The sequence below is a fragment of the Streptomyces sp. NPDC000345 genome, from assembly GCF_042898825.1.
GTDB lineage: Bacteria > Actinomycetota > Actinomycetes > Streptomycetales > Streptomycetaceae > Streptomyces.
The window spans coordinates 62,673-87,527 of sequence record NZ_JBIAZE010000001.1 but is presented as its reverse complement, the minus strand read 5'-3'; the positions used below and the strand labels follow the sequence as shown (position 1 = coordinate 87,527).

Here is a 24,855-nt window from a genome sequence, read left to right as displayed (position 1 = left end):
CGACTCGCCTACCCACCCCCCTCCTCCCCTACGCTTGTCCCGTGACCCCCGTCGAGCTCTCCCGCACCGTGCTGCACGCGGTGCGCCGTGCTGTCGACGCCGGAGAGCTGAGTGTGGCCGTTCCTGAGCGGGCGGTGGTCACTCCGCCCGGGCCGGGAGGGGCCGGGGACTACGCGACGAACATCGCCCTTCAGCTGGCCCGTCCGGCCGGGCAGCCACCCCTGCGCGTCGCCGAGGTGCTGCGGCCGTATCTCGCCGGCGCAGCAGGGGTCACCGGCGTCGAGATCACCGGGCCCGGCTTCCTCAACATCAGCCTCGATCACCTCGCCTCCGCCACCGGCCTCGTGCAGCGGATCCGCCGGGAAGGGCTCCGGTACGGGCACACCGACACCCTCGCCGGTCACGTCCTCGAACTGCGCGTGCCGTTCGAGGTCCGGGCCGAGGTCCTCGCCGACGCGCTCGCACGGATCGTCGCGTCGCAGGGCGGGCGCGTCGCCACTCATCATCGTCCGCCCGGCCCCCTGGACGAGGGCGGCCGCCCCGAGCCCGTCGGCCTCTCCCGGCATCACGCGCCCCTCGAGCTCCGTCCGCATCCCGCCCCCGAGGACCCCACCCCCCTCGGTCTCGACGCCGCATGCTGGGCGCTGCTTCACCCCGCCCCCCACGACCGCCCGCGCATCACCGCCGATCACCTGGTCCAGCGCGAGAGCAACCCCCTCTTCCGGGTCCGCTACGCACACGCCCGTACCCGGGCCCTCACCCGCAACGCCGCCGACCTCGGCTTCACCGCGGAGCCCGGTCCCGTAGACCTGTCGGGTGGAACGTCCGTGGGCGTGTCGAGTCTGCGTGAAGACCCGTCGGGTGGAGCGTGCGGAGGGGGGAATGCGGCGGCGGCACAGGATGCCGGGCATCCTGCCCTTTCCGTCTCGTCCGTCTCGTCCGTCTCGTCCGTCTCGTCCGTCTCGTCCGTCTCGTCCGTCTCGTCCGTCTCGTCCGTCTCGTCCGTCCCGCCACAGCCCCCGTACGCCTCCCCGGACACCCCCCCTGCCGTCAGCCCGCCCGGAGCCCCTCTGGCGGTCACCCCGCCCACCACCCCGTCGGCGGTGGCTCCGACCTCCGCTGCCCCGGCGGTCACTCCGCCCGCAGCACCCCTGGCGGTCACCCCACCCCCCCACCCGCCCGCGGCGACCCCGTCCGCCACCCCCCTCGGGCCGCTCACCACCCCCACCCCCCAGGCCACCCCCCTCCTCACCCTCCTCGCCGACTACCCCCGCATCCTCGCCACCGTCACCACCCTCCCCCGCCCGGACGCCGTTGCCGCGCCCTCGCGGCTTGCGCGGTATCTCGTCGGGCTTGCGGACGCCACCCTTGTCCTGCTGCCCGTCGTTCTCCCGGTCGGTGAGGAGAAACCCTCGGCCGCCCACCGTGCCCGGCTCGCGCTTGCCGAAGCCGCCGGGACGGTGCTGGCCGGCGGCCTGTCCCTGCTCGGCATCGACGCACCCGACCACCTCTGAATCACTTCTGAGAGAGCACGCCCACGATGAGCCGTTCCGCCCACCCCGCCGGGCCCCGTCACGCCGATGTCCTCCCCGAGGGCCACTACTCCGCGCCGCCCACCGACCTCAACGCCCTCGACCCCAAGGTGTGGGCGCAGACCGTGCACCGTGACGCGGACGGTGTCGTCACCGTCGGCGGTGTCGACGTCAAGGCGCTCGCCGAGCAGCACGGGACGCCGGCCTACATCCTCGACGAGACCGACTTCCGGGAGCGGGCCCGCGCCTGGCGTACCGCCTTCGGGACCGACGCCGACGTGTTCTACGCCGGGAAGGCGTTCCTCTCGCGGGCCGTCGTGCGGTGGCTGCACGAGGAGGGGCTCAACCTCGACGTGTGCTCCGGTGGGGAGCTCGCGACCGCTCTGTCGGCCGGGATGCCCGCCGACCGCATCGCCTTCCACGGCAACAACAAGTCGAAGGACGAGATCGAGAGGGCCATCCGCGCGGGGGTCGGGCGGATCGTGCTCGACTCCTTCCAGGAGATCGTCCGGGTCGCCCACATCGCCGAGTCGCTCGGCAAGCGGCAGCGGGTGCAGATCCGTATCACCGTGGGGGTGGAGGCGCACACCCACGAGTTCATCGCCACCGCCCACGAGGACCAGAAGTTCGGGATCCCGCTGGCCGGCGGGCAGGCCGCCGAGGCGGTGCGGCGCGCTCTGCAGCTCGACGGGATCGAGCTCATCGGGATCCACTCGCACATCGGGTCGCAGATCTTCGACATGTCGGGCTTCGAGGTGGCCGCCCACCGGGTCGTGGGGCTGCTGAAGGACATCCGTGACGAGCACGGGGTGGAGCTGCCCGAGATCGACCTCGGGGGCGGGCTCGGGATCGCGTACACCAGCGACGACGACCCCCGCGAGCCGCACGAGATCGCCAAGGCCCTCACCGAGATCGTCACGCGTGAGTGCGAGGCGGCCCGGCTCGGCACCCCCCGTATCTCCGTCGAGCCGGGGCGCGCCATCGTCGGGCCGACCGCCTTCACGCTCTACGAGGTCGGCACCATCAAGCCGCTCGACGGGCTGCGGACGTACGTCTCCGTCGACGGCGGCATGTCGGACAACATCCGGACGGCGCTGTACGACGCCGAGTACAGCGTGGCGCTCGTCTCCCGCACCTCCGACGCCCCGCCGATGCTGGCCCGGGTCGTGGGCAAGCACTGCGAGAGCGGGGACATCGTGGTCAAGGACGCGTTCCTGCCGTCCGACCTGGCGCCGGGCGACCTGATCGCCGTACCGGCCACGGGCGCGTACTGCCGGTCCATGGCCAGCAACTACAACCATGTGCTGCGGCCCCCGGTCGTCGCCGTGTCCGACGGCGCGTCGCGGGTCATCGTCCGGCGGGAGACGGAGGAGGACCTTCTGCGGCTCGATGTCGGGTGAGGGAAAAGCCGAAGACGAACGAAAAAAAGGGGGCGGGAGAATCTTCTGTCTGTCGCCCCTGTGAAAATGAAATCAATGTCTCACGATCCGGACCGGGGATAGAAACTGCGGTCCGGTGAAGGAGACTGGTCCCACCGTAGACGGTATGAGGAAACGAGGTCGGATGATGCGTACGCGTCCGCTGAAGGTGGCGCTGCTGGGCTGTGGAGTGGTCGGCTCAGAGGTGGCGCGCATCATGACGACGCACGCCGACGACCTCGCGGCGCGGATCGGTGCCCCGGTGGAGCTCGCGGGCGTGGCCGTGCGGCGGCCCTCGAAGGTGCGCGACGGCATCGACCCGGCCCTCGTCACCACCGACGCGACCGCCCTCGTCAAACGCGGCGACATCGACGTCGTGGTCGAGGTCATCGGCGGGATCGAGCCCGCCCGCACCCTCATCACCACCGCCTTCGAGCACGGCGCCTCCGTCGTCTCCGCCAACAAGGCCCTCCTCGCCCAGGACGGCGCCGCCCTGCACGCCGCCGCCGACGAGCACGACAAGGACCTCTACTACGAGGCCGCCGTCGCCGGTGCCATCCCGCTGATCCGGCCGCTGCGCGAGTCCCTCGCCGGCGACAAGATCAACCGGGTGATGGGCATCGTCAACGGGACGACCAACTTCATCCTCGACAAGATGGACTCGTCGGGGGCCGGCTATCAGGAGGCCCTCGACGAGGCGACCGCCCTCGGGTACGCCGAGGCCGATCCCACGGCCGACGTGGAGGGCTTCGACGCCGCCGCCAAGGCCGCCATCCTCGCCGGGATCTCCTTCCACACGCGCGTGCGCCTCGACGACGTCTACCGCGAGGGCATGACCGAGGTCACCGCGGCGGACTTCGCCTCCGCCAAGGAGATGGGCTGCACCATCAAGCTGCTCGCCATCTGCGAGCGGGCGGCCGACGGCGGGTCCGTGACCGCGCGGGTGCACCCCGCCATGATTCCGCTGAACCACCCGCTGGCCTCGGTGCGCGGTGCCTACAACGCCGTGTTCGTCGAGTCGGACGCGGCCGGTCAGCTGATGTTCTACGGTCCCGGCGCCGGCGGTGCTCCCACCGCCTCCGCCGTGCTCGGCGACCTCGTCGCCGTCTGCCGCAACCGGCTCAGCGGGGCAACGGGGCCCGGCGAGTCGGCGTATGCCGCCCTGACCGTGTCTCCGATGGGTGACGTCGTCACGCGTTACCACATCAGCCTGGACGTGGCCGACAAGCCGGGCGTTCTCGCCCAGGTGGCCACCGTCTTCGCGGAGCACGGCGTATCGATCGACACGGTGCGCCAGCAGGGCAAGGACGGCGAGGCCTCCCTCGTCGTCGTCACCCACCGCGCGTCCGACGCATCCCTCACCGGGACCGTCGAGGCGTTGCGTCAGCTCGACACCGTGCGGGGTGTCGCCAGCATCATGCGGGTTGAAGGAGAGTAACCAGCAATGACCCACCAGTGGCGCGGAATCATCGAGGAGTACCGGGACCGGCTGCCGGTATCCGACACCACGCCGGTCGTGACGCTCCGTGAGGGCGGCACGCCCCTCGTGCCCGCGCAGGTGCTCTCCGAGCGCACGGGCTGCGAGGTCCACCTCAAGGTGGAGGGCGCCAACCCCACGGGGTCCTTCAAGGACCGCGGTATGACCATGGCGATCAGCAAGGCCAAGGAGGAGGGGGCGAAGGCGGTCATCTGCGCCTCCACCGGAAACACCTCCGCCTCCGCGGCCGCCTACGCGGTCCGGGCCGGCATGGTGTCCGCCGTGCTCGTGCCGCAGGGCAAGATCGCGCTCGGCAAGATGGGGCAGGCGCTCGTCCACGGCGCGCAGATCCTCCAGGTCGACGGCAACTTCGACGACTGCCTCACCCTCGCCCGGGCGCTCAGCGACAACTACCCCGTCGCCCTGGTCAATTCGGTCAATCCGGTGCGTATCGAGGGGCAGAAGACGGCCGCGTTCGAGATCGTGGACATGCTGGGCGACGCCCCGGACATCCATGTCCTGCCGGTCGGCAACGCGGGCAACATCACCGCGTACTGGAAGGGCTACAAGGAGTACGCCGGGGACGGGATCGCCGGCCGGACGCCCCGCATGTGGGGTTTCCAGGCGTCCGGCTCCGCGCCCATCGTGCGCGGTGAGATCGTCAAGGACCCGTCGACCCTCGCCACCGCGATCCGCATCGGCAACCCGGCGTCCTGGCAGTTCGCGCTGGCCGCTCGGGACGAGTCCGGCGGTCTCATCGACGAGGTGACGGACCGTGAGATCCTGCGCGCCTACCGGCTGTTGGCCGCGCAGGAGGGCGTGTTCGTGGAGCCCGCGTCCGCCGCGTCGGTGGCCGGTCTGCTGAAGGCCGCCGAGCAGGGCAAGGTCGACCCGGGACAGCGGATCGTCTGCACGGTCACCGGCAACGGTCTGAAGGACCCGGGCTGGGCCACCGAGGGCGCCCCGCGTCCCCTCGTCGTCCCGGTCGACGCGGCGGCGGCAGCCGCCCGCCTCGGCCTGGCCTGACACTCCGCGGCAGAGGCAGGGCCCGTCGCGAAAGCGGGGCCCGGCGCGCGACGTCCGTCACGGTCGTCCACTGCCCTGAGGGCATGGGGGGCCACTCGCCGTACCGCCCGCGAGCCCGAGTACGTCCGGTACGAGGGCTTTCGGGCGGCACGCCGAGAGCACCCTCCCCCGCGCGCGGCTTCGCTCGCGCGGGAGGGGCCCCGCGGCGCCGTGCGGCCGCCCCGCGGGCGACGCCGCCACTGCCGGACCAGGCTCTAACCTGGGAACGGGTGCACAAGGGGCTTACGACACGCATCGTGCGCCTCCTGTGCGCCCTATGTCGCCGCGGAAGCAACCTTCGCTAGGCTGTACTGAACCCGCCCGCCGCATATGCCGCAGCGCCGCGTCACCCTCGCGGCCCCGGGGTTCTCAGCCACGTATCGAATATCGGTGTCGAATGCCGAGTCGTATGTCGTTCGACAGTCACGCAGCTCAAGGAGAGTCATCGAGAGATGGCCGGTCCCGCCTTCCGCGCCGCCCCCGTCCGGGTGCGCGTTCCCGCCACCAGCGCCAACCTCGGCCCGGGCTTCGACGCCTTCGGCCTCGCGCTGGGGCTCTACGACGACGTGGTCGTCCGGGTGGCCGACTCCGGGCTGCACATCGACATCGCCGGCGAGGGCAGTGAGACCCTGCCGCGTGACGAGAAGCACCTCCTCGTCCGTTCCCTGCGCACCGCCTTCGACGTCCTGGGCGGCCAGCCGCGCGGCCTGGAGATCGTCTGCGCCAACCGCATCCCGCACGGCCGCGGCCTCGGTTCCTCCTCCGCCGCGATCTGCGCCGGCATCGTCGCCGCGCGCGCGGTGACCATAGGCGGCGAGTCCAAGCTCGACGACACCGCGCTGCTCGAGCTCGCGACCGAGATCGAGGGGCACCCGGACAACGTCGCCGCCTGTCTGCTCGGCGGATTCACCCTGTCCTGGATGGAGGCGGGCGCCGCACGCGCGATCCGGATGGAACCCGCCGATTCCATCGTTCCGGTGGTTTTCGTCCCCGGAAAGCCGGTTCTGACCGAAACGGCACGCGGTCTGCTCCCGCGCTCCGTGCCGCACGTCGACGCCGCCGCCAACGCGGGCCGTGCCGCCCTGCTCGTCGAGGCCCTGACCAGGCGCCCCGAGCTGTTGCTGCCCGCCACCGAGGACCGTCTCCACCAGGAGTACCGCGCCCCCGCCATGCCGGAGAGCGCCGCCCTGGTGGAGCGGCTGCGCGCCGACGGGATCCCCGCGGTGATCTCCGGCGCCGGCCCCACCGTGATGGCGCTGGCCGACGCCGGAACGGCCGACAAGGTCGAGGCCCTGGCGGGCGCGGACTGGGCCGCGAACCGGCTGGCGCTGGATCTGCAGGGTGCGAGCGTCCTGCCGCTGGCACCGGCTGGTGAAACGCACTCCGGCGACATTTAGTGCACGGTTGCCGGATTTCGAGAGGGGGAATGTTTGTTGGATCCGGTAGTGTTAACCTCAAGTCTGCACCCGACCCCACCATGGCGAGGTGCTTCGTGTCCCCGTCCGGGACAGACATTCTTCCGGGAGCTCCCCAAGCCGCACTGCGTTCCGTACGTCGTATCTGGGCAGTACGCCGTACACCGACGCTGAGCGGTCCGCAGGGCACGCTCCGGAATCGGTGCTACCGCGCAACGTGACACTGGGTGTCACGGAACGTCGAGGAAGCGCCATCACCAGCAAATCTCTCTTCCGCCTTTGCGGCGGACCACCGCCCCGGCTTCGCCACAGCAAGGACCGAAGTCGGACAGCACAACCGGTCGCCGAGCCAGACAGGCCGACGTCCGCTCCAGGGAAGGACCCTTCGTGAGCGACACCACCGATCTGATGGGCGCACGTGTCGAGGAGACCGCTGCCGCGCCCGCCACGGACGCCTCCGCGCCTGCCACCGGTGCCGGCTCCCGGCGGCGCCGCGGTACCGGCCTCGAGGGCATGGTGCTGGCCGAGCTGCAGCAGGTCGCATCCGGCCTGGGCATCAGGGGCACCGCGCGGATGCGCAAGAGCCAGCTGATCGAGGTCATCAAGGAGGCGCAGGCCGGAGGCGGCGCCGCCCCGGCGAAGGCCGAGGCTTCCGCCACCGAGACCAAGCCCAAGCGCCGCGCCACCTCCAAGGCCCGCACCGGCGATGACGTCGCCGAGAAGAAGGCGGACGCCGCCCCCAAGGCCGAGGCCGCCGCCGAGAAGGCCGTGGCCCAGCAGCAGATCGAGATCCCCGGCCAGCCGGCCGGCGCCGACGCCCCCGTCGAGCGCCGCCGTCGCCGCGCCACCGCCGAGGCGGGCAGCCCCGAGACGGTCGTCGCCGAGGCCAAGAGCGAGTCCAAGGCCGAGACTTCCGCCCAGCCGCAGGCCGAGGCCAGGTCCGCCGACGCCGGTGAGGCCGAGGGCCGCCGCCGTGACCGCCGTGAGCGCGGCCGGGACCGTGACGGCCGCCGCGGCAAGGGCGACGAGCAGCAGGGCGGCCAGCAGCAGCGCGGCCAGCAGAGCCAGCAGCAGGGCCGCCAGGACCGTAACGCCGGTCCGCAGGACGACGACGACTTCGAGGGCGGCCGCCGTGGCCGCCGCGGCCGCTACCGGGACCGCCGTGGCCGCCGTGGGCGTGACGAGATCGGCGCCGCCGAGCCGCAGCTCGCCGAGGACGACGTCCTGATCCCCGTCGCGGGCATCCTGGACATCCTCGACAACTACGCCTTCATCCGGACCTCCGGCTACCTGCCGGGCCCGAACGACGTGTACGTCTCCCTCGCCCAGGTCCGCAAGAACGGCCTGCGCAAGGGTGACCACATCACCGGTGCGGTCCGTCAGCCCAAGGAAGGCGAGCGCCGCGAGAAGTTCAACGCGCTGGTCCGCCTCGACTCCGTCAACGGCATGGCGCCCGAACACGGCCGTGGCCGCCCGGAGTTCAACAAGCTGACCCCGCTGTACCCGCAGGACCGCCTCCGTCTGGAGACCGACCCGGGCGTCCTCACCACGCGGATCATCGACCTCGTGTCGCCGATCGGCAAGGGCCAGCGCGGTCTGATCGTGGCCCCGCCGAAGACCGGCAAGACCATGATCATGCAGGCGATCGCCAACGCGATCACCCACAACAACCCCGAGTGCCACCTGATGGTCGTCCTCGTCGACGAGCGTCCGGAAGAGGTCACCGACATGCAGCGGTCGGTCAAGGGCGAGGTCATCTCCTCGACCTTCGACCGCCCGGCCGAGGACCACACCACCGTCGCCGAGCTCGCCATCGAGCGCGCCAAGCGTCTGGTGGAGCTGGGCCACGACGTCGTCGTGCTGCTCGACTCGATCACGCGTCTGGGCCGTGCGTACAACCTCGCCGCCCCGGCCTCCGGCCGCATCCTGTCCGGTGGTGTCGACTCGACGGCCCTGTACCCGCCGAAGCGCTTCTTCGGTGCGGCCCGCAACATCGAGGACGGCGGCTCGCTGACCATCCTCGCCACCGCCCTGGTGGACACCGGGTCCCGCATGGACGAGGTGATCTTCGAGGAGTTCAAGGGCACCGGCAACATGGAGCTCAAGCTCGACCGGAAGCTCGCCGACAAGCGCATCTTCCCGGCGGTGGACGTCGACGCGTCCGGCACCCGCAAGGAGGAGATCCTGCTCGGCGCCGAGGAGCTCGGCATCGTGTGGAAGCTGCGCCGGGTGCTGCACGCGCTCGACCAGCAGCAGGCGATCGAGCTGCTCCTCGACAAGATGAAGCAGACCAAGTCGAACGCCGAGTTCCTGATGCAGATCCAGAAGACGACGCCGTCGCCGGGCAACGGCGACTGAGCAACAGCGTCCTCAAGGGCCGCCCCCTGTCACTCCTGTGACAGGGGGCGGCCCTTTGGCGCAGAGAGGGATGGGTGCGGCACGCACCCCTTCACTCATCTCTCCATGGGGGACCTCTTTGCGCACGCCCTTGTCCGTGAGCGGCCGGCACAGACGCCGGATACGGATCGCCCTGCCCGTCGCCGCGGCCGCCCTGGCCGCCGCGGTCGCCGGCGCGCTCGTGACGACGTCCGCGGGGGCGGCCACGGCGACGCCGACGCCGGCCCAGAGCGCGCCGTCGAACGCCGAGCTCACCGAGCGCCTCGCGATCGCCCTCGCCGGCGACGACACCGCGGGGGAGACGTCCTCGAAGGCGTCCCTGAGCGCGAGCACCGGCTCCGGCTCCACGACGGTCGACCCGAAGATCATCGGCGGGCAGACGACGACCATCTCCAGCGCGCCCTGGATGGCCCAGCTCTGGTACGGCGACGACCGGGGCACCGCCACCACCAGCGACGACATCGGCTTCTTCTGCGGTGGCGCGGTCATCGCCCCGACGAAGATCCTCACCGCCGCCCACTGCACCTACGGCTACAACTGGAAGGCGCACGGCACCATCGTCACCGGCACCTCCCAGCTGCTGTCCCTGGACGCCGGCGGCAACCTCGACCCGCACGGGGGCACCCTGTCCGGTGTCTGGCGGCAGTGGGTGTACCCGTCGTACGACGAGGCGGCCATCGACGGCGACCTCGCCGTCCTGACGCTTCCGGACCCCGTCGACGTGACGCCGATCCCGATGACGACGGCCGGTGACAGCACCTCGTACGCGGCCGGCACCGTCGCGAAGGTCTACGGCTGGGGGCGCACCAGCTCCACCAGCGACGACATCTCCGACACCCTGAAGACGGCCGACCTGCCGATCCAGTCCAACACCACCTGCTCGGGCTACTACGGCAGCTGGTTCGTCGCGGGCCACATGGTGTGCGCGGGCGAGCCCGCCACCGGCTCCGACACCGGCACCACCTCCGCCTGCAACGGCGACTCCGGAGGCCCGCTGGTCGTCGGCGACAAGGTCGTGGGTGTCGTCTCGTGGGGCGTGAAGGACTGCGTCGAGGCGGGCGCCTACAGCGTCTTCACGAAGCTGACCACGTACGTCCCCGCCGCGTATCCGCGCGTCGACGACGCCAACCTCAGCGGCGACCACAAGGCCGACCTGCTGGTCCGCAGCTCCTCCACGAAGACCGGCTACGAGCTGGACTCCAAGGGCACCTCGCTGGCCACCCGCGAGAGCCTGGGCTCCTTCAGCGCCTGGAACCTTGTGCTGCAGAGCGACCTGGACCGGGACGGCTACCAGGACCTCATCCGGCGCCGCGCCTCCGACGGAGACGTCTACTGGCGGCACTGGGTGCCCTCCAGCGGCACGTACGTCAGCAACCTGATCGGCGACAACTGGAACAGCCGCCTGGCGATCGTCGCACCCGGTGACGTCACCGGCGACAACCTGCCGGACGTGCTGACCGTGGACTCCGCGGGCGTGCTGTGGATCCACCCGGGCCAGGGCAACGGCAAGCTCGGCACGGCGGTGAAGGTCTCCTCCGGCTGGAACCAGTACAACTTCGTACGCGGCCACGGCGACTTCAGCAACGACGGCAGGGCCGACCTGCTCGCCCGGGACAAGAGCACCGGCGCGGTCTACCTCTACAAGGGCACCGGCAAGGCCGGCACGGGCGCCTTCGCGACCCGGGTCAAGGTGCGGACGTGGAGCACCACCACGTACAACGCCGTCGACGCCGTCGGGGACGTCGACGGCGACGGCAAGGCCGACTTCCTGGCCCGGACGCCGGCCGGCACGCTCTACCTCTACAAGGGCACCGGAAAGGCCACCAGCGAGATCTTTGCCACAAGGGTGTCGCTCGGTACCACTTTCAAGCAGTACGACCTCTTCGGCTGAGTTCGGCCGAACGCCCAGGTGAGCGGGGGGCACCCCGCTCGGCTCCACACGCTCTGTGTCCGGTCTGCCACTGATCGGACACAGAGCGTCGTGCAACCCTGTTCCGAGTTTCCCCGTCTGACCGGGCGGAGTGACGATGGTGAGGTTGCACGAGAACAGAGGAGCACATGTCCGCCGAGAGCACGCCGGAGCCCGGCATACCGGGTGAGGCCGGCACAACGGGTGGCAGCGACAGGGGTCCGCGACGCCGCCACCGCAAGCAGCGGAGCCGGCGCAAGGGCCTGCTGGTGACGGCATGGACGGCCGCGGGCATCGTCGTCCTGGGCGGCACCGGGGCGGGCTACCTGTATTTCAAGCTCAACGGCAACATCAAGAGCGTCGACATCGACCAGGCGCTGGGCACCGACCGGCCCACGAAGATCGACAACGGTTCCGAGAACATCCTCGTCCTCGGCTCGGACAGCCGCTCCGGCTCCAACAGGAAGCTCGGCGGCGGCACCGACGACGGCAGCGCCCGCTCCGACACGGCGATGATCATCCACGTCTACGAGGGCCACCGGCGGGCCAGCGTGGTCTCCCTCCCGCGCGACACCCTCATCGACCGGCCGGCCTGCACCGACCCCCAGGGCGCCGAGCACGACGCGGCGAACGGCGTGATGTTCAACTCGGCGTACACGACGGGCGGCGCGGCCTGTGCCGTGAAGACGGTCGAGTCGATCAGCGGCATCCGCATGGACCACTACCTCGAGGTCGACTTCGCCGGCTTCGAGAAGCTGATCGACGAGCTGGGCGGCGTCGAGGTCACCACCACGAAGGCCATCGACGACCCCGACAGCCATCTGAAGCTCAAGGCCGGCACCCACACGCTGAACGGCGAGCAGGCCCTCGGTCTGGTCCGCACCCGGCACGGCGTCGGCGACGGCTCCGACCTCGGCCGCATCCAGCTCCAGCAGGCCTTCATCAAGGCCCTGGTCGACCAGGTCAGGCACGTCGGGATCTTCACCAGCCCGAAGAAGCTCTACAACCTCGCCGACACCGCGACCAAGGCCGTCACCACCGACTCCGACCTCGGCACGGTCAACTCCCTGATGTCCTTCGCGAACGGTCTCAAGGGCATCAGCGCGTCCAAGATGCACATGGTCACCATGCCGGTCCGGTACGACCCCGCGAACCCCAACCGCGTCATCGTCCTGAAGTCCAAGGCCGAGCAGGTCTGGACGGCCCTGAAGAACGACCGCCCGATCCCGGCGTCGGCCACGACGGGCACGGCGACCGGGGAGGCCAAGGGCGTCGTGACGTCGTCCTGAGGGTGTGGGCAACCGCGCGGCAGGTCACCGCCGGCCCGCGGGGAATAGAACGCGGCAACCCCCGGTTTTGGGGGATGGCGCCAGTCCTGGCAGACTGGTACGTCGGCTCCGGTTCACGCTTCCGTATCCCGCGGACGGCGACCCGGCGCCCTCCCGAAACTAGGAGACACCTTGAAGCGCGACATCCACCCCGAGTACGTCGAGACGCAGGTCAGCTGCACCTGTGGCGCGTCGTTCACCACCCGCAGCACGATCGAGAGCGGCACCATCCGCGCCGACGTCTGCTCCGAGTGCCACCCGTTCTACACGGGCAAGCAGAAGATCCTCGACACCGGTGGCCGTGTGGCCCGCTTCGAGGCCCGCTTCGGCAAGGCCGCCGGCTCCAAGAAGTAGCGAGCCCTCTTTCGCCGGTCCACGGTCGCGCCCCCGCCCGGGGTGTGCCCGGGACCGGCGTTTTTGGTCGTTCGCCTTCATCCACGCAACGCATTTCAGGAGCCCACCATGTTCGAGGCCGTCGAGGAGTTGGTCGGAGAGCACGCCGACCTCGAGAAGAAGCTCGCCGACCCGTCGGTGTTCGCCGACCAGGCCAACGCGCGCAAGCTGAACAAGCGCTACGCCGAGCTCACCCCGATCGTCGCCACGTACCGCTCCTGGAAGCAGACCGGCGACGACATCGAGACCGCGCGCGAGTTCGCCGCCGACGACCCGGACTTCGTCGCCGAGGTCAAGGTCCTGGAGAAGCAGCGCGAGGAGCTCACGGAGAAGCTGCGGCTGCTGCTGGTCCCGCGCGACCCGAGTGACGACAAGGACGTCATCCTGGAGATCAAGGCGGGCGCCGGCGGCGACGAGTCGGCCCTCTTCGCGGGAGACCTCCTGCGCATGTATCTCCGGTACGCCGAGCGCGTCGGCTGGAAGACCGAGATCATCGACGCCACCGAGTCCGAACTGGGCGGCTACAAGGACGTCCAGGTCGCGGTCAAGACCAAGGGCGGCCAGGGCGCCACCGAGCCCGGACAGGGCGTCTGGGCGCGGCTGAAGTACGAGGGCGGCGTGCACCGGGTGCAGCGCGTCCCGGCGACCGAGTCGCAGGGGCGGATCCACACCTCCGCCGCCGGCGTCCTCGTCACCCCCGAGGCAGAGGAGGTCGACGTCGAGATCAACCCGAACGACCTGCGGATCGACGTCTACCGCTCCTCCGGGCCGGGCGGGCAGTCCGTGAACACCACCGACTCCGCCGTGCGCATCACGCACATCCCGACCGGGGTCGTCGCCTCCTGCCAGAACGAGAAGAGCCAGCTGCAGAACAAGGAGCAGGCGATGCGTATCCTGCGCTCCAGGCTGCTCGCGGCGGCTCAGGAGGAGGCGGAGCGCGAGGCCGCCGACGCCCGCCGCAGCCAGGTCCGCACCGTCGACCGCTCCGAGAAGATCCGCACGTACAACTTCCCGGAGAACCGCATCTCGGACCACCGCGTCGGCTTCAAGGCGTACAACCTGGACCAGGTCCTGGACGGCGACCTCGACGCGGTGATCCAGGCCTGCGTCGACGCGGACTCCGCGGCGAAGCTCGCGGCCGCCTAAGAGGCACGTACGCACGACCCAGTACGACACGGAGGACTTGCGTGAACCTGCTGCTCTCGGAGGTGGCCCAGGCCACCCAGCGGCTGGCCGACGCCGGCGTGCCCTCGCCGCGCAACGACGCGGAGGAGCTCGCCGCGTTCGTGCACGGCGTGAAGCGCGGCGAACTCCACTCCGTGCGGGACTCCGACTTCGACGCCCGCTACTGGGAGGCCATCGCCCGGCGTGAGCAGCGCGAGCCGCTGCAGCACATCACCGGGCTGGCCTACTTCCGCTACCTGGAGCTCCAGGTCGGCCCGGGCGTCTTCGTCCCGCGTCCCGAGACCGAGTCGGTCGTGGGGTGGGCCATAGACGCCGTACGCGCCATGGACGTCGTGGAGCCCCGCATCGTCGATCTGTGCACGGGCTCCGGCGCCATCGCGCTCGCCCTCGCCCAGGAGGTCCCGCGCTCCCGGGTGCACGCCGTGGAGCTGTCCGAGGACGCCCTGGTGTGGACCCGCAAGAACATGGAGGGGTCCAGGGTCGACCTGCGTCAGGGCAACGCCCTGGACGCCTTCCGCGACCTCGACGGGCACGTCGACCTGGTCATCTCCAACCCGCCGTACATCCCGCTGACGGAATGGGAGTACGTCGCTCCCGAGGCGCGGGACTACGACCCCGACATGGCCCTGTTCTCCGGCGAGGACGGCCTCGATCTCATCCGTGGTCTGGAACGGACCGCACACCGGCTCCTGCGTCCGGGCGGTGTCGTCGTCATCGAGCACGCCGACACCCAGGGCGGTCAGGTGCCGTGGATCTTCACCGAGGAGCGGGGCTGGGCCGACGCGGCCGACCACCCCGACCTCAACAACCGCCCCCGCTTCGCGACCGCCCGCAGGGCGATGCCGTGAACACCACCCCGACCCACCACCCGCAGCAGTACGTGCACGAGGAGGCCCGCTAGACATGGCTCGGCGATACGACACCAACGACGCGACCGACCGTGTGACCGGTCTGCGCGAGGCCGCGTCCGCCGTCCGCCGTGGCGAGCTCGTGGTCCTTCCGACCGACACGGTGTACGGCATCGGCGCGGACGCGTTCTCCAAGGAGGCCGTCGGCGACCTGCTCGAGGCCAAGGGCCGGGGCCGCAACATGCCCACCCCCGTCCTCATCGGCTCCCCGAACACCCTGCACGGCCTGGTCACGGACTTCTCCGAGCTGGCCTGGGAGCTGGTCGACGCGTTCTGGCCGGGCGCGCTCACGCTCGTCGCCAAGCACCAGCCGTCCCTGCAGTGGGACCTGGGCGACACCCGCGGCACGGTCGCCGTGCGCATGCCGCTGCACCCGGTCGCCATCGAGCTGCTGACCGAGGTCGGGCCCATGGCCGTCTCCTCCGCCAACCTCACCGGCCACCCTGCGCCGGAGAACTGCGACTACGCCCAGGAGATGCTCGGCGACTCCGTCTCGGTCTACCTCGACGGCGGCCCGACCCCCGGCAACGTCCCGTCCTCCATCGTCGACGTCAGCCGCGAGGTGCCGCTGCTGCTGCGCGAGGGGGCGATCTCCGCGGACGAACTGCGGAAGGTCGTACCCGACCTCGAGGTGGCGAATTGACGGCCCCTGACGCGGGGCGTGGCATAGGCAACGGGGAAAGCGCCGCGGAGATCACGACGACCTTCGTCGGACTGCCGCGCGACACCTTCCGCATCCTCCACGTCAGCACCGGCAACGTCTGCCGCTCGCCGATCACCGAGCGGCTGACCCGGCATTTCGTGTCGCAGCGGCTCGGGGTGCTGGGCGGTGGGCTGATCGTGGAGAGCGCGGGCACCTGGGGCCACGAGGGCGCGCCGATGGAGGCCAACGCGGAGACCGTGCTGGCCGACTTCGGCGCGGACGCGACCGGCTTCGTCGGCCGTGAGCTCCTCGACGAGCACGTCATCATGGCGGACCTGGTCCTGACGGCCACCCGCGATCACCGCGCCCAGGTCATCTCCATGGGCCACTCGGCGGGCCTGCGCACCTTCACCCTCAAGGAGTTCACCCGCCTGGTGAACGCGATAGACCCCGCCACGCTGCCGCCGTTGGAGGAAGGCCTGGTGCTGCGGGCTCGTGCGCTGGTGCGTGCGGCGGCGGCGTTGCGGGGGTGGCTGCTGGCTCCGACGGCGGAGGCGGACGAGGTGTACGACCCGTACGGGGCGCCGTTGCCGTTCTTCCGGTCGATCGGTGACGAGATACACCAGGCCCTGGACCCGGTGGTGACGGCGCTGACGGGTGTGGCGGCCCGGGCCTGAGGCGGTTCGGGGTGAGCCGGCGGGCGGAGTCCGCCGCAGCGGCCCGCTGCCCGTAAGGCCCGTCAGGGCCGAGCGGTGCGAGGGGCGCGTCGGGGAATGGGCCCCCGCCACGCTGCCGCCGTTGGAGGAAGGCCTGGTGCTGCGGGCTCGTGCGCTGGTGCGTGCGGCGGCGGCGTTGCGGGGGTGGCTGCTGGCTCCGACGGCGGAGGCGGACGAGGTGTACGACCCGTACGGGGCGCCGTTGCCGTTCTTCCGGTCGATCGGTGACGAGATACATCAGGCGCTGGACCCGGTGGTGACGGCGCTGACGGGTGTGGCGGCCCGGGCCTGAGCCCGGTCCGGGGCGGGGGCGGGGAATGCCGGGCGGGTTGTGCGTGCCGGGCCTACATTGGACGTACGTCACCGTCGACGCCCCGGAGTTCGTCATGTCGGTCACCCATGCCCCCGTCGCGGCCGATGTCCTGCGTCGGCAGGATCCCGAGATGGCGGAGATCGTGCTCGGGGAGGGGGAGCGCCAGGCGTCGACCCTGCAGCTGATCGCCGCCGAGAACTTCTGCTCGCCGGCCGTGCTGGCCGCGCTCGGCTCGCCGCTCGTCAACAAGTACGCGGAAGGGTATCCGGGGCACCGGCACCACGGGGGCTGCGAGATCGTCGACGTCGCCGAGCGCCTCGCGGTGGACCGGGCGAAGCGGCTGTTCGGAGCCGAGCACGCCAATGTGCAGTCCCACTCCGGGTCGTCCGCCGTGCTGGCCGCGTACGCCGCCCTGCTGCGCCCGGGGGACACCGTCCTCGCGCTGGGGCTGCCCTACGGCGGTCATCTCACCCACGGCTCGCCGGCCAACTTCTCCGGGCGCTGGTTCGACTTCGTGCCGTACGGGGTGGACGCGGAGACCGGGCTCATCGACCACGAGCAGGTGCGGACGCTGGCCCGCAGCCACCGGCCCAAGGCGATCGTGTGCGGCTCCATCGCCTACCCCCGCCACATCGACTACGCCTTCTTCCGGGCCGTGGCCGACGAGGTCGGTGCCTTCCTGATCGCCGACGCCGCCCATCCCATCGGGCTCGTCGCCGGGGGAGCGGCGCCCAGTCCGGTGCCGTACGCCGACATCGTCTGCGCCACCACCCACAAGGTGCTGCGGGGTCCGCGCGGCGGGATGATCCTGTGCGGCAGCGAGCTGGCGGAGCGGGTCGACCGGGCCGTCTTCCCGTTCACCCAGGGCGGCGCCCAGATGCACACCATCGCGGCGAAGGCGGTCGCGTTCGGCGAGGCGGCGACGCCGGCGTTCGCGGCGTACGCGCACCAGGTGATCGCCAACGCGCGGGTGCTCGCGGCCCGGCTGGAGAAGGAGGGGCTGGCCGTGACGACGGGCGGCACCGACACGCACCTGATCACCGCCGATCCCGCGCCCCTCGGCGTGGACGGCCGCTCCGCGCGCGGGCTGCTCGCGGCCGCCGGGATCGTCCTGGACTGCTGTGCGCTGCCGCACGCCGACCTGCGCGGGCTGCGGCTCGGCACGGCCGCGGTGACCACGCAGGGGATGCGCGAGGAGGAGATGGCGGGCATCGGGTCCTTGATGGCGGGCGTGCTGCGCCGGCAGGTGGACGCCAAGCGGGCCCGCGAGGAGGTGCGGGAACTGGCCCTGGCCTTCCCGCCGTACCCGGGGTGACGGAACACACACCCCCGGGCAACTCCGTACCACCGTAACGGTGTTACCGCCCGGTAGTGGACGGGCCCGGCGGCCCGGACCGACGGGCGTATCCCGGGCCGCAGGGGGTAGGCGCGCAGGCGTACGCGCCCCCGTGCACCCACGCTCACAGCCACACGTGCAACCATCGTCGCTACCCGGAAGTCCTCACACATATGCGCCGCGTGTGAGTCGATCGCTAGGGTGTGGGGCTGAGATGGCCAGCGAGACCTGTGGGGAAGCCCGTGCGTGAATACCTGCTGACGCTCTGCATCACGGCCGCGGTGACGTATCTGCTGACAGGGCCGGTACGGAAGTTCGCGATCGTGGCCGGAGCGATGCCGGAGATCAGGGCCCGTGACGTGCACCGGGAACCCACTCCGCGGCTCGGCGGGATCGCCATGTTCTTCGGGCTGTGCGCGGGTCTGCTGGTCGCCGACCACCTGACCAACCTCAACGAGGTCTTCGAGAAGTCGAACGAGCCGCGCGCCCTGCTCTCCGGCGCCGCGCTGATCTGGCTGATCGGCGTCCTGGACGACAAGTTCGAGATCGACGCGCTGATCAAACTGGGCGGCCAGATGATCGCCGCGGGCGTGATGGTCATGCAGGGTCTGACGATCCTGTGGCTGCCCATCCCGACCGTCGGCACGGTCGCGCTGACCCAGTGGCAGGGCACCCTGCTGACGGTGGCGCTGGTCGTGATCACCATCAACGCGGTCAACTTCGTGGACGGCCTCGACGGCCTCGCCGCCGGCATGGTGTGCATCGCCTCGGCCGCGTTCTTCATGTACACGTACCGCATCTGGTACTCGTACGGCATCGAGGCCGCCGCCCCGGCGACGCTGTTCGCGGCCATCCTGATGGGCATGTGCCTGGGCTTCCTGCCGCACAACATGCACCCCGCGCGGATCTTCATGGGCGACTCGGGCTCGATGCTGATCGGGCTGGTGCTGGCCGCCGGCGCGATCTCCGTCACGGGCAACGTCGACCCCGAAAGCCTCTTCGGCGGCTCCGAGCGGTCCACCGTCCACCAGATGGTGCCGGTCTACATCCCGCTGCTGATGCCGCTCACGATCATCGCGATCCCGGCCGCGGACCTGATCCTGGCGATCGTGCGCCGCACCTGGCGCGGTCAGTCGCCGTTCGCCGCGGACCGCGGGCATCTGCACCACCGGCTGCTGGAGATCGGCCACTCACACAGCCGCGCGGTGCTGATCATGTACTTCTGGTCGGCGCTGATCGCGTTCGGGGCGCTCGCCTACTCGGTCAACGCGGCGTCGATGTGGATCGTCCTCGGTGTCGTGTTCCTCAGCGCCCTGGGCCTGGTGCTGCTTCTGCTGCCGCGCTACACGCCGCGCACCCCGCGCTGGGCCGAGGCGTTCGTGCCGCCGCGCTACCGTCGCGGGCGCCGGCCCGCCGACGTCGCGGCGGAGGCCTCGCCCGTCGCCGCCGACGGGTCCGAGCCGGAGCCGCGTACGCCTGTGGCCGTCGGTGTCTCCGGGGTCAACGGAGCGACCGCCGTGGGCTCTCGTTCGCGGTCGGCAAGGTAAGAATCTGACTAGAGCATTGCCAAGTCGTGGGAGAAGCCCGCAGGGGCAAAGCTCCCCAATACCAGACAAGTGGGCGCTCTTTCTGCACAGACGCGCACAGTCAGTCTCATGTGTGACAGCAAGCACACCATCCAGGTAAAGACCTCATCAAATAGTTTGTGATACGGTTCACGAGAACCCCGGAGAGAGCCGAAGGACCGTAGTGCGACGGTCTCTTGGCCCGAGGTCGGCGTGAGGTCATTCGCCCCTCGAACCGGGACTACGCTCGTCCATGACGACACCCCTGCCCCCTTTGAAAGCGGAGTTGCCGCCATGCCGTCCAACGACGTCCGGATCCTGGCCCAGGCCGCCGTGCCCACAGCTGCCGTCGGTGCGATCGCCGCCGTTGTCAGCGGCGTGGTCGCGGGCGGCAAGGGAGCCATCGGGGCCGTTGTCGGCACGGTGATCGTGATCGCGTTCATGGGGATCGGCCTCTACGTCCTGCAGCGCACCGCCAAATCGCTCCCGCAGCTGTTCCAGGCCATGGGCCTGATGCTCTACGCGGCGCAGATCCTGCTGCTGTTCATCTTCATGGCCGCGTTCAAGAACACGACGCTGTTCAACCCCCGGGCCTTCGCCGTCACGCTCGTCGTCGCCACGATCGCGTGGATCGCCGCCCAGACGCGCGCGCACATGAAGGCCAAGATCCTTTACGTCGAACCCGATTCGGGCTCTTCCGCGACTTCGTCGAAGGGCGAGAAGCCCGAAAAATCGGGGCTCTCGTCGTGAGGGATAGGGCCGGGATAAAGACGCCTGAGAGATCCTGCTATCGTCCGGTGCCAACTGCGGCATCGCGGGCGCGGGCATCCGAGCTGACGCCTGCTCAATCGCGAGGCGAGATGCCCCCAAGCCGCCCCCACATCCGAAACACCAGTCCCGTGCCGAAACGCGGCCGTGCGCCGCGCCGACACAACGAGGTTGCCGTACCTATGCGCCACGACGAAGGAGCCCGCGGTGAGTGCTGACCCGACGCAGGTGCTCGCTTTCGAGACCGACTGCCACCTGTTCGACGGTTGTGGCTTCCCGGCTCCGGGCCTGCACTCGTTCCTGTTCGAGCCGCTCTTCGGCGACGCGGACGGCAACTCGTACTTCAACAAGACGATGCTGCTGGCGCTGCTCGGCTCGATCATCATCGTCGGCTTCTTCTGGGCCGCCTTCGCCCGCCCGAAGGTCGTCCCCGGCAAGCTCCAGATGGTCGCCGAGGCCGGCTACGACTTCGTCCGCCGCGGCGTCGTCTACGAGACCATCGGCAAGAAGGAAGGCGAGAAGTATGTACCGCTCGTCGTCTCGCTCTTCTTCTTCGTCTGGATGATGAACCTCTGGTCGATCATCCCGGTCGCCCAGTTCCCGGTCACCGCGATCATCTCCTACCCTGCGGTCCTCGCCGGCATCGTCTACATCCTGTGGGTCTCCCTGACCTTCAAGCGCCACGGCTTCGTCGGCGCCTTCAAGAACTTCACCGGCTACGACAAGTCCCTCGGCGCGGTCCTCCCGCTGTCGATGACGATCGAGCTGTTCTCGAACCTCCTCGTGCGGCCCTTCACCCACGCCGTCCGACTCTTCGCGAACATGTTCGCCGGTCACACCCTCCTGCTGCTCTTCACGATCGCCAGCTGGTACATGCTGAACGGCATCGGCATCGCCTACTCCGCCGTCTCGTTCGTGATGGTCATCGTGATGACGGCCTTCGAGCTCTTCATCCAGGCTGTGCAGGCGTACGTCTTCGTCCTGCTGACCTGCAGCTTCATCCAGGGCGCGCTCGCCGAGCACCACTGAGCACTCCCGACCCCCATCCAGACATCCGGTGGCCAACCCCCACCGGTCATTGAAAGAGAAGGAAGAACCGGCATGTCCGCTCTCCAGACCCTTGCCGCCGGCGTCGAGATCAAGGGCAACCTCGGCTCGATCGGTTACGGCCTCGCCGCGATCGGCCCGGGCGTCGGCGTCGGCATCATCTTCGGTAACGGCACCCAGGCGCTCGCCCGGCAGCCCGAGGCGGCCGGCCTGATCCGCGCCAACCAGATCCTCGGCTTCGCCTTCTGTGAGGCGCTGGCCCTCATCGGTCTGGTCATGCCGTTCGTTTACCCGAGCGCCTGACCTGATCCGTCGGACCGCCCCTTTCGACGAAAGGCACTGATATGAGCCCCCTGGTTCAGCTGGCGGCTGAGGAAGCGGAAAACCCGCTCATCCCGCCGATTCCGGAGCTCGTGATCGGCCTGATCGCCTTCGTCATCGTCTTCGGCTTCCTCGCCAAGAAGCTCCTCCCGAACATCAACAAGGTTCTGGAAGAGCGCCGCGAGGCGATCGAGGGCGGTATCGAGAAGGCCGAGGCCGCTCAGACCGAGGCACAGAGCGTGCTCGAGCAGTACAAGGCTCAGCTCGCCGAGGCCCGCCACGAGGCCGCGCGCCTGCGCCAGGAGGCTCAGGAGCAGGGCGCCACGCTCATCGCCGAGATGCGCGCGGAAGGCCAGCGGCAGCGTGAGGAGATCGTCGCCGCCGGTCACGCGCAGATCGAGGCCGACCGCAAGGCCGCCGCGTCCGCGCTGCGCCAGGACGTCGGCAAGCTCGCCACCGACCTGGCCGGCAAGCTCGTCGGCGAGTCCCTCGAGGACCACGCCCGCCAGAGCCGCGTCATCGACCGCTTCCTCGACGAGCTCGAGGAGAAGGCCGAGGCGTCGCGATGAACGGAGCGAGCCGCGAGGCCCTGGCAGCCGCACGTGAGCGTCTCGACGCGCTGACGGACTCCACGTCCGTGGACGCCGCTCGGCTCGCCGGCGAGCTGGCGGCCGTCACCGCGCTGCTCGACCGCGAGGTGTCGCTGCGTCGGGTCCTCACCGACCCGGCGCAGGACGGTGAGGCCAAGGCCGGGCTGGCCCAGCGCCTGCTCGGCTCCCAGGTCAGCGGCACGACCGCCGACCTGGTGTCCGGCCTGGTGCGTTCCCGCTGGTCGCAGTCGCGCGACCTGGTGGACGCGCTGGAGCAGCTGGCGGACACCGCCGACCTCACCGCCGCGCAGAAGGCGGGCGCGCTCGACGACGTCGAGGACGAGCTGTTCCGCTTCGGGCGGATCGTCTCCTCGAGCACCGAGCTGCGTGCCGCGCTGACCGACCGGAAGGCCACCGCCTCGGCCAAGGGCGAGCTGCTGCGCAGCCTGCTCGGCGGCCGTGCCGACGCGGCCACCGTTCGTCTGGTGACGCGCCTTGTGACCACTCCGCGGGGACGTAGCCTGGAAGCGGGACTCGAGTCCCTGTCCAAGCTCGCCGCCGAGCGCCGCGACCGTGTCGTGGCCGTCGTCACCTCGGCCGTGCCCCTGAGCGACACGCAGAAGCGACGCCTCGGCGCCGCCCTCGCGAAGCTCTACGGCCGCCAGATGCACCTCAACCTCGACGTGGACCCCGAGGTCCTCGGCGGGATCCGGGTGCAGGTCGGCGACGAGGTCATCAACGGCTCCCTCGCGGACCGCATCGAGGACGCCGCCCGTCGCATGGCGAGCTAGCAGCAACTCAATACGCAGTACGTACGCAAGCGGCCCTGGTTGGGCCGTGCAGAGGATTCACCTCGTTCAGGGGGGAGTCCCCATCCCCCCAAGTGAAACTTCGGGCCCAACAAGGAGAGCAGGGAACCCAGATGGCGGAGCTCACGATCCGGCCGGAGGAGATCCGGGACGCGCTGGAGAACTTCGTCCAGTCGTACAAGCCGGACGCGGCCTCGCGCGAGGAGGTCGGTACGGTCACCCTTGCCGGCGACGGCATCGCGAAGGTCGAGGGTCTGCCCTCGGCCATGGCCAACGAACTGCTGAAGTTCGAGGACGGCACCCTCGGCCTCGCCCTCAACCTCGAGGAGCGCGAGATCGGTGCCATCGTCCTCGGTGAGTTCAGCGGCATCGAGGAGGGTCAGCCGGTCACCCGTACCGGCGAGGTGCTCTCCGTGGCCGTCGGCGAGGGATACCTCGGCCGCGTCGTCGACCCGCTCGGCAACCCGATCGACGGCCTCGGCGAGATCGAGACGTCCGGCCGCCGCGCCCTCGAGCTGCAGGCCCCCACGGTCATGCAGCGCAAGTCGGTGCACGAGCCGATGGAGACCGGCTACAAGGCCGTCGACGCGATGACCCCGATCGGCCGTGGTCAGCGTCAGCTGATCATCGGTGACCGCCAGACCGGCAAGACCGCCCTGGCCGTCGACACGATCATCAACCAGCGCGACAACTGGCGCTCGGGCGACCCGGAGAAGCAGGTCCGCTGCATCTACGTCGCCATCGGCCAGAAGGGCTCCACCATCGCGTCGGTCCGCCGCGCGCTGGAGGAGAACGGCGCGCTGGAGTACACGACCATCGTCGCCGCCCCGGCGTCCGACCCGGCCGGCTTCAAGTACCTCGCGCCGTACACCGGCTCGGCCATCGGCCAGCAGTGGATGTACGAGGGCAAGCACGTCCTGATCATCTTCGACGACCTGTCGAAGCAGGCCGACGCCTACCGCGCCGTGTCGCTGCTGCTGCGCCGCCCGCCGGGCCGCGAGGCCTACCCGGGTGACGTCTTCTACCTGCACTCCCGTCTGCTGGAGCGCTGCGCGAAGCTCTCGGACGAGATGGGCAAGGGCTCGATGACCGGTCTGCCGATCGTCGAGACCAAGGCCAACGACGTCTCGGCGTTCATCCCGACCAACGTCATCTCCATCACCGACGGCCAGTGCTTCCTGGAGTCGGACCTGTTCAACGCCGGTCAGCGCCCCGCGCTGAACGTCGGTATCTCCGTCTCCCGAGTCGGTGGTTCCGCGCAGCACAAGGCGATGAAGCAGGTCTCCGGCCGTCTGCGTGTCGACCTGGCCCAGTTCCGTGAGCTGGAGGCGTTCGCCGCCTTCGGTTCCGACCTGGACTCCGCGTCGAAGGCGCAGCTGGAGCGCGGCCAGCGCATGGTCGAGCTGCTGAAGCAGGCCCAGTACCAGCCGATGTCGACCGAGGACCAGGTCGTCTCGGTGTGGGCCGGCACCACCGGCAAGATGGACGACGTGCCGGTCGCCGACATCCGCCGCTTCGAGAAGGAGCTGCTGGAGTACCTGCACCGCCAGGAGCAGGGCCTCATGACCTCCATCCGCGAGGGCGGCAAGCTGTCCGACGACACGCTGACGGCCGTGGCCGACGCGATCGCCGACTTCAAGAAGCAGTTCGAGACCTCGGACGGCAAGCTGCTCGGCGAAGAAGCGCCCGTCAGCGTCTCGAAGTGACGTAAAGGAAGGGA

The 24,855-nt window shown here is 70.3% G+C and carries 21 protein-coding genes and 2 pseudogenes; all 23 read left to right on the top strand.

The window, feature by feature from the left end; genetic code table 11:
* Positions 1-41: 41 nt before the first annotated feature.
* A pseudogene (locus ACFY30_RS00405) lies at positions 42-809 on the top strand (arginine--tRNA ligase); the annotation flags it as partial.
* An 18-nt stretch (positions 810-827) separates the two neighbouring features.
* Positions 828-1,514 (top strand): DALR anticodon-binding domain-containing protein, encoded by a 687-nt coding sequence (locus ACFY30_RS00400; protein ID WP_390843664.1) that lies wholly within the window; start codon positions 828-830, stop codon positions 1,512-1,514.
* Positions 1,515-1,540: 26 nt separating this feature from the next.
* A complete protein-coding gene (gene lysA / locus ACFY30_RS00395; protein ID WP_390842979.1) occupies positions 1,541-2,932 on the top strand; it encodes a diaminopimelate decarboxylase in 1,392 nt (463 codons plus the stop codon).
* Positions 2,933-3,095: 163 nt separating this feature from the next.
* Positions 3,096-4,388 carry a homoserine dehydrogenase gene (locus tag ACFY30_RS00390; protein ID WP_390842978.1) on the top strand — a complete coding sequence of 431 codons (1,293 nt, stop codon included), beginning with the start codon at positions 3,096-3,098 and terminating at the stop codon, positions 4,386-4,388.
* A gap of 6 nt (positions 4,389-4,394) precedes the next feature.
* Positions 4,395-5,453 carry a threonine synthase gene (gene thrC / locus ACFY30_RS00385; RefSeq protein ID WP_390842977.1) on the top strand — a complete coding sequence of 353 codons (1,059 nt, stop codon included), beginning with the start codon at positions 4,395-4,397 and terminating at the stop codon, positions 5,451-5,453.
* Between the two features lie 491 nt (positions 5,454-5,944).
* A complete protein-coding gene (gene thrB, locus ACFY30_RS00380) occupies positions 5,945-6,889 on the top strand; it encodes a homoserine kinase (RefSeq protein ID WP_390842976.1) in 945 nt (314 codons plus the stop codon).
* 405 nt (positions 6,890-7,294) lie between these two features.
* Positions 7,295-9,265: a transcription termination factor Rho gene (gene rho, locus ACFY30_RS00375; protein WP_390842975.1), complete on the top strand. Its 1,971-nt coding sequence runs from the start codon at positions 7,295-7,297 to the stop codon at positions 9,263-9,265.
* A 70-nt stretch (positions 9,266-9,335) separates the two neighbouring features.
* Positions 9,336-11,195, top strand: a complete 1,860-nt coding sequence (locus ACFY30_RS00370) for a trypsin-like serine protease (protein ID WP_390842974.1) — start codon at positions 9,336-9,338, stop codon at positions 11,193-11,195.
* A 167-nt stretch (positions 11,196-11,362) separates the two neighbouring features.
* Positions 11,363-12,502: an LCP family protein gene (locus ACFY30_RS00365; protein ID WP_390842973.1), complete on the top strand. Its 1,140-nt coding sequence runs from the start codon at positions 11,363-11,365 to the stop codon at positions 12,500-12,502.
* A 171-nt stretch (positions 12,503-12,673) separates the two neighbouring features.
* A complete protein-coding gene (rpmE, locus tag ACFY30_RS00360) occupies positions 12,674-12,895 on the top strand; it encodes a 50S ribosomal protein L31 (RefSeq protein WP_003992975.1) in 222 nt (73 codons plus the stop codon).
* Positions 12,896-13,003: 108 nt separating this feature from the next.
* Positions 13,004-14,080 carry a peptide chain release factor 1 gene (gene prfA / locus ACFY30_RS00355; RefSeq protein WP_390842972.1) on the top strand — a complete coding sequence of 359 codons (1,077 nt, stop codon included), beginning with the start codon at positions 13,004-13,006 and terminating at the stop codon, positions 14,078-14,080.
* A 41-nt stretch (positions 14,081-14,121) separates the two neighbouring features.
* Positions 14,122-14,967 (top strand): peptide chain release factor N(5)-glutamine methyltransferase, encoded by an 846-nt coding sequence (gene prmC / locus ACFY30_RS00350; protein WP_390842971.1) that lies wholly within the window; start codon positions 14,122-14,124, stop codon positions 14,965-14,967.
* A gap of 55 nt (positions 14,968-15,022) precedes the next feature.
* Positions 15,023-15,670, top strand: a complete 648-nt coding sequence (locus tag ACFY30_RS00345; RefSeq protein ID WP_264935002.1) for an L-threonylcarbamoyladenylate synthase — start codon at positions 15,023-15,025, stop codon at positions 15,668-15,670.
* Entirely contained in the window at positions 15,667-16,347 is a 681-nt protein-coding gene (locus ACFY30_RS00340; protein WP_390661008.1) for a protein-tyrosine-phosphatase, read from the top strand. Before ACFY30_RS00345 ends, ACFY30_RS00340 begins: the two co-directional genes overlap by 4 nt.
* Positions 16,348-16,489: 142 nt before the next feature.
* A pseudogene (locus ACFY30_RS00335) lies at positions 16,490-16,678 on the top strand (protein-tyrosine-phosphatase); the annotation flags it as partial.
* A 94-nt stretch (positions 16,679-16,772) separates the two neighbouring features.
* Positions 16,773-18,014, top strand: a complete 1,242-nt coding sequence (gene glyA / locus ACFY30_RS00330; protein WP_390843663.1) for a serine hydroxymethyltransferase — start codon at positions 16,773-16,775, stop codon at positions 18,012-18,014.
* 263 nt (positions 18,015-18,277) lie between these two features.
* Positions 18,278-19,582, top strand: coding sequence for an MraY family glycosyltransferase (locus ACFY30_RS00325; RefSeq protein ID WP_390842970.1), 1,305 nt, complete (start codon positions 18,278-18,280; stop codon positions 19,580-19,582).
* 312 nt (positions 19,583-19,894) lie between these two features.
* Positions 19,895-20,350 carry a hypothetical protein gene (locus tag ACFY30_RS00320; RefSeq protein ID WP_390661005.1) on the top strand — a complete coding sequence of 152 codons (456 nt, stop codon included), beginning with the start codon at positions 19,895-19,897 and terminating at the stop codon, positions 20,348-20,350.
* 225 nt (positions 20,351-20,575) lie between these two features.
* Positions 20,576-21,397 (top strand): F0F1 ATP synthase subunit A, encoded by an 822-nt coding sequence (gene atpB, locus ACFY30_RS00315; protein WP_390842969.1) that lies wholly within the window; start codon positions 20,576-20,578, stop codon positions 21,395-21,397.
* A 72-nt stretch (positions 21,398-21,469) separates the two neighbouring features.
* Complete coding sequence (locus ACFY30_RS00310) at positions 21,470-21,718, top strand: ATP synthase subunit C (RefSeq protein ID WP_010357477.1); 249 nt, start codon at positions 21,470-21,472, stop codon at positions 21,716-21,718.
* Positions 21,719-21,759: 41 nt separating this feature from the next.
* Positions 21,760-22,305, top strand: a complete 546-nt coding sequence (locus tag ACFY30_RS00305) for a F0F1 ATP synthase subunit B (protein ID WP_390842968.1) — start codon at positions 21,760-21,762, stop codon at positions 22,303-22,305.
* Entirely contained in the window at positions 22,302-23,117 is an 816-nt protein-coding gene (locus ACFY30_RS00300) for a F0F1 ATP synthase subunit delta (protein ID WP_390822442.1), read from the top strand. Before ACFY30_RS00305 ends, ACFY30_RS00300 begins: the two co-directional genes overlap by 4 nt.
* Before the next feature lie 131 nt (positions 23,118-23,248).
* Positions 23,249-24,841, top strand: coding sequence for a F0F1 ATP synthase subunit alpha (gene atpA / locus ACFY30_RS00295; RefSeq protein ID WP_390842967.1), 1,593 nt, complete (start codon positions 23,249-23,251; stop codon positions 24,839-24,841).
* The last annotated feature ends 14 nt before the right edge of the window (positions 24,842-24,855 follow it).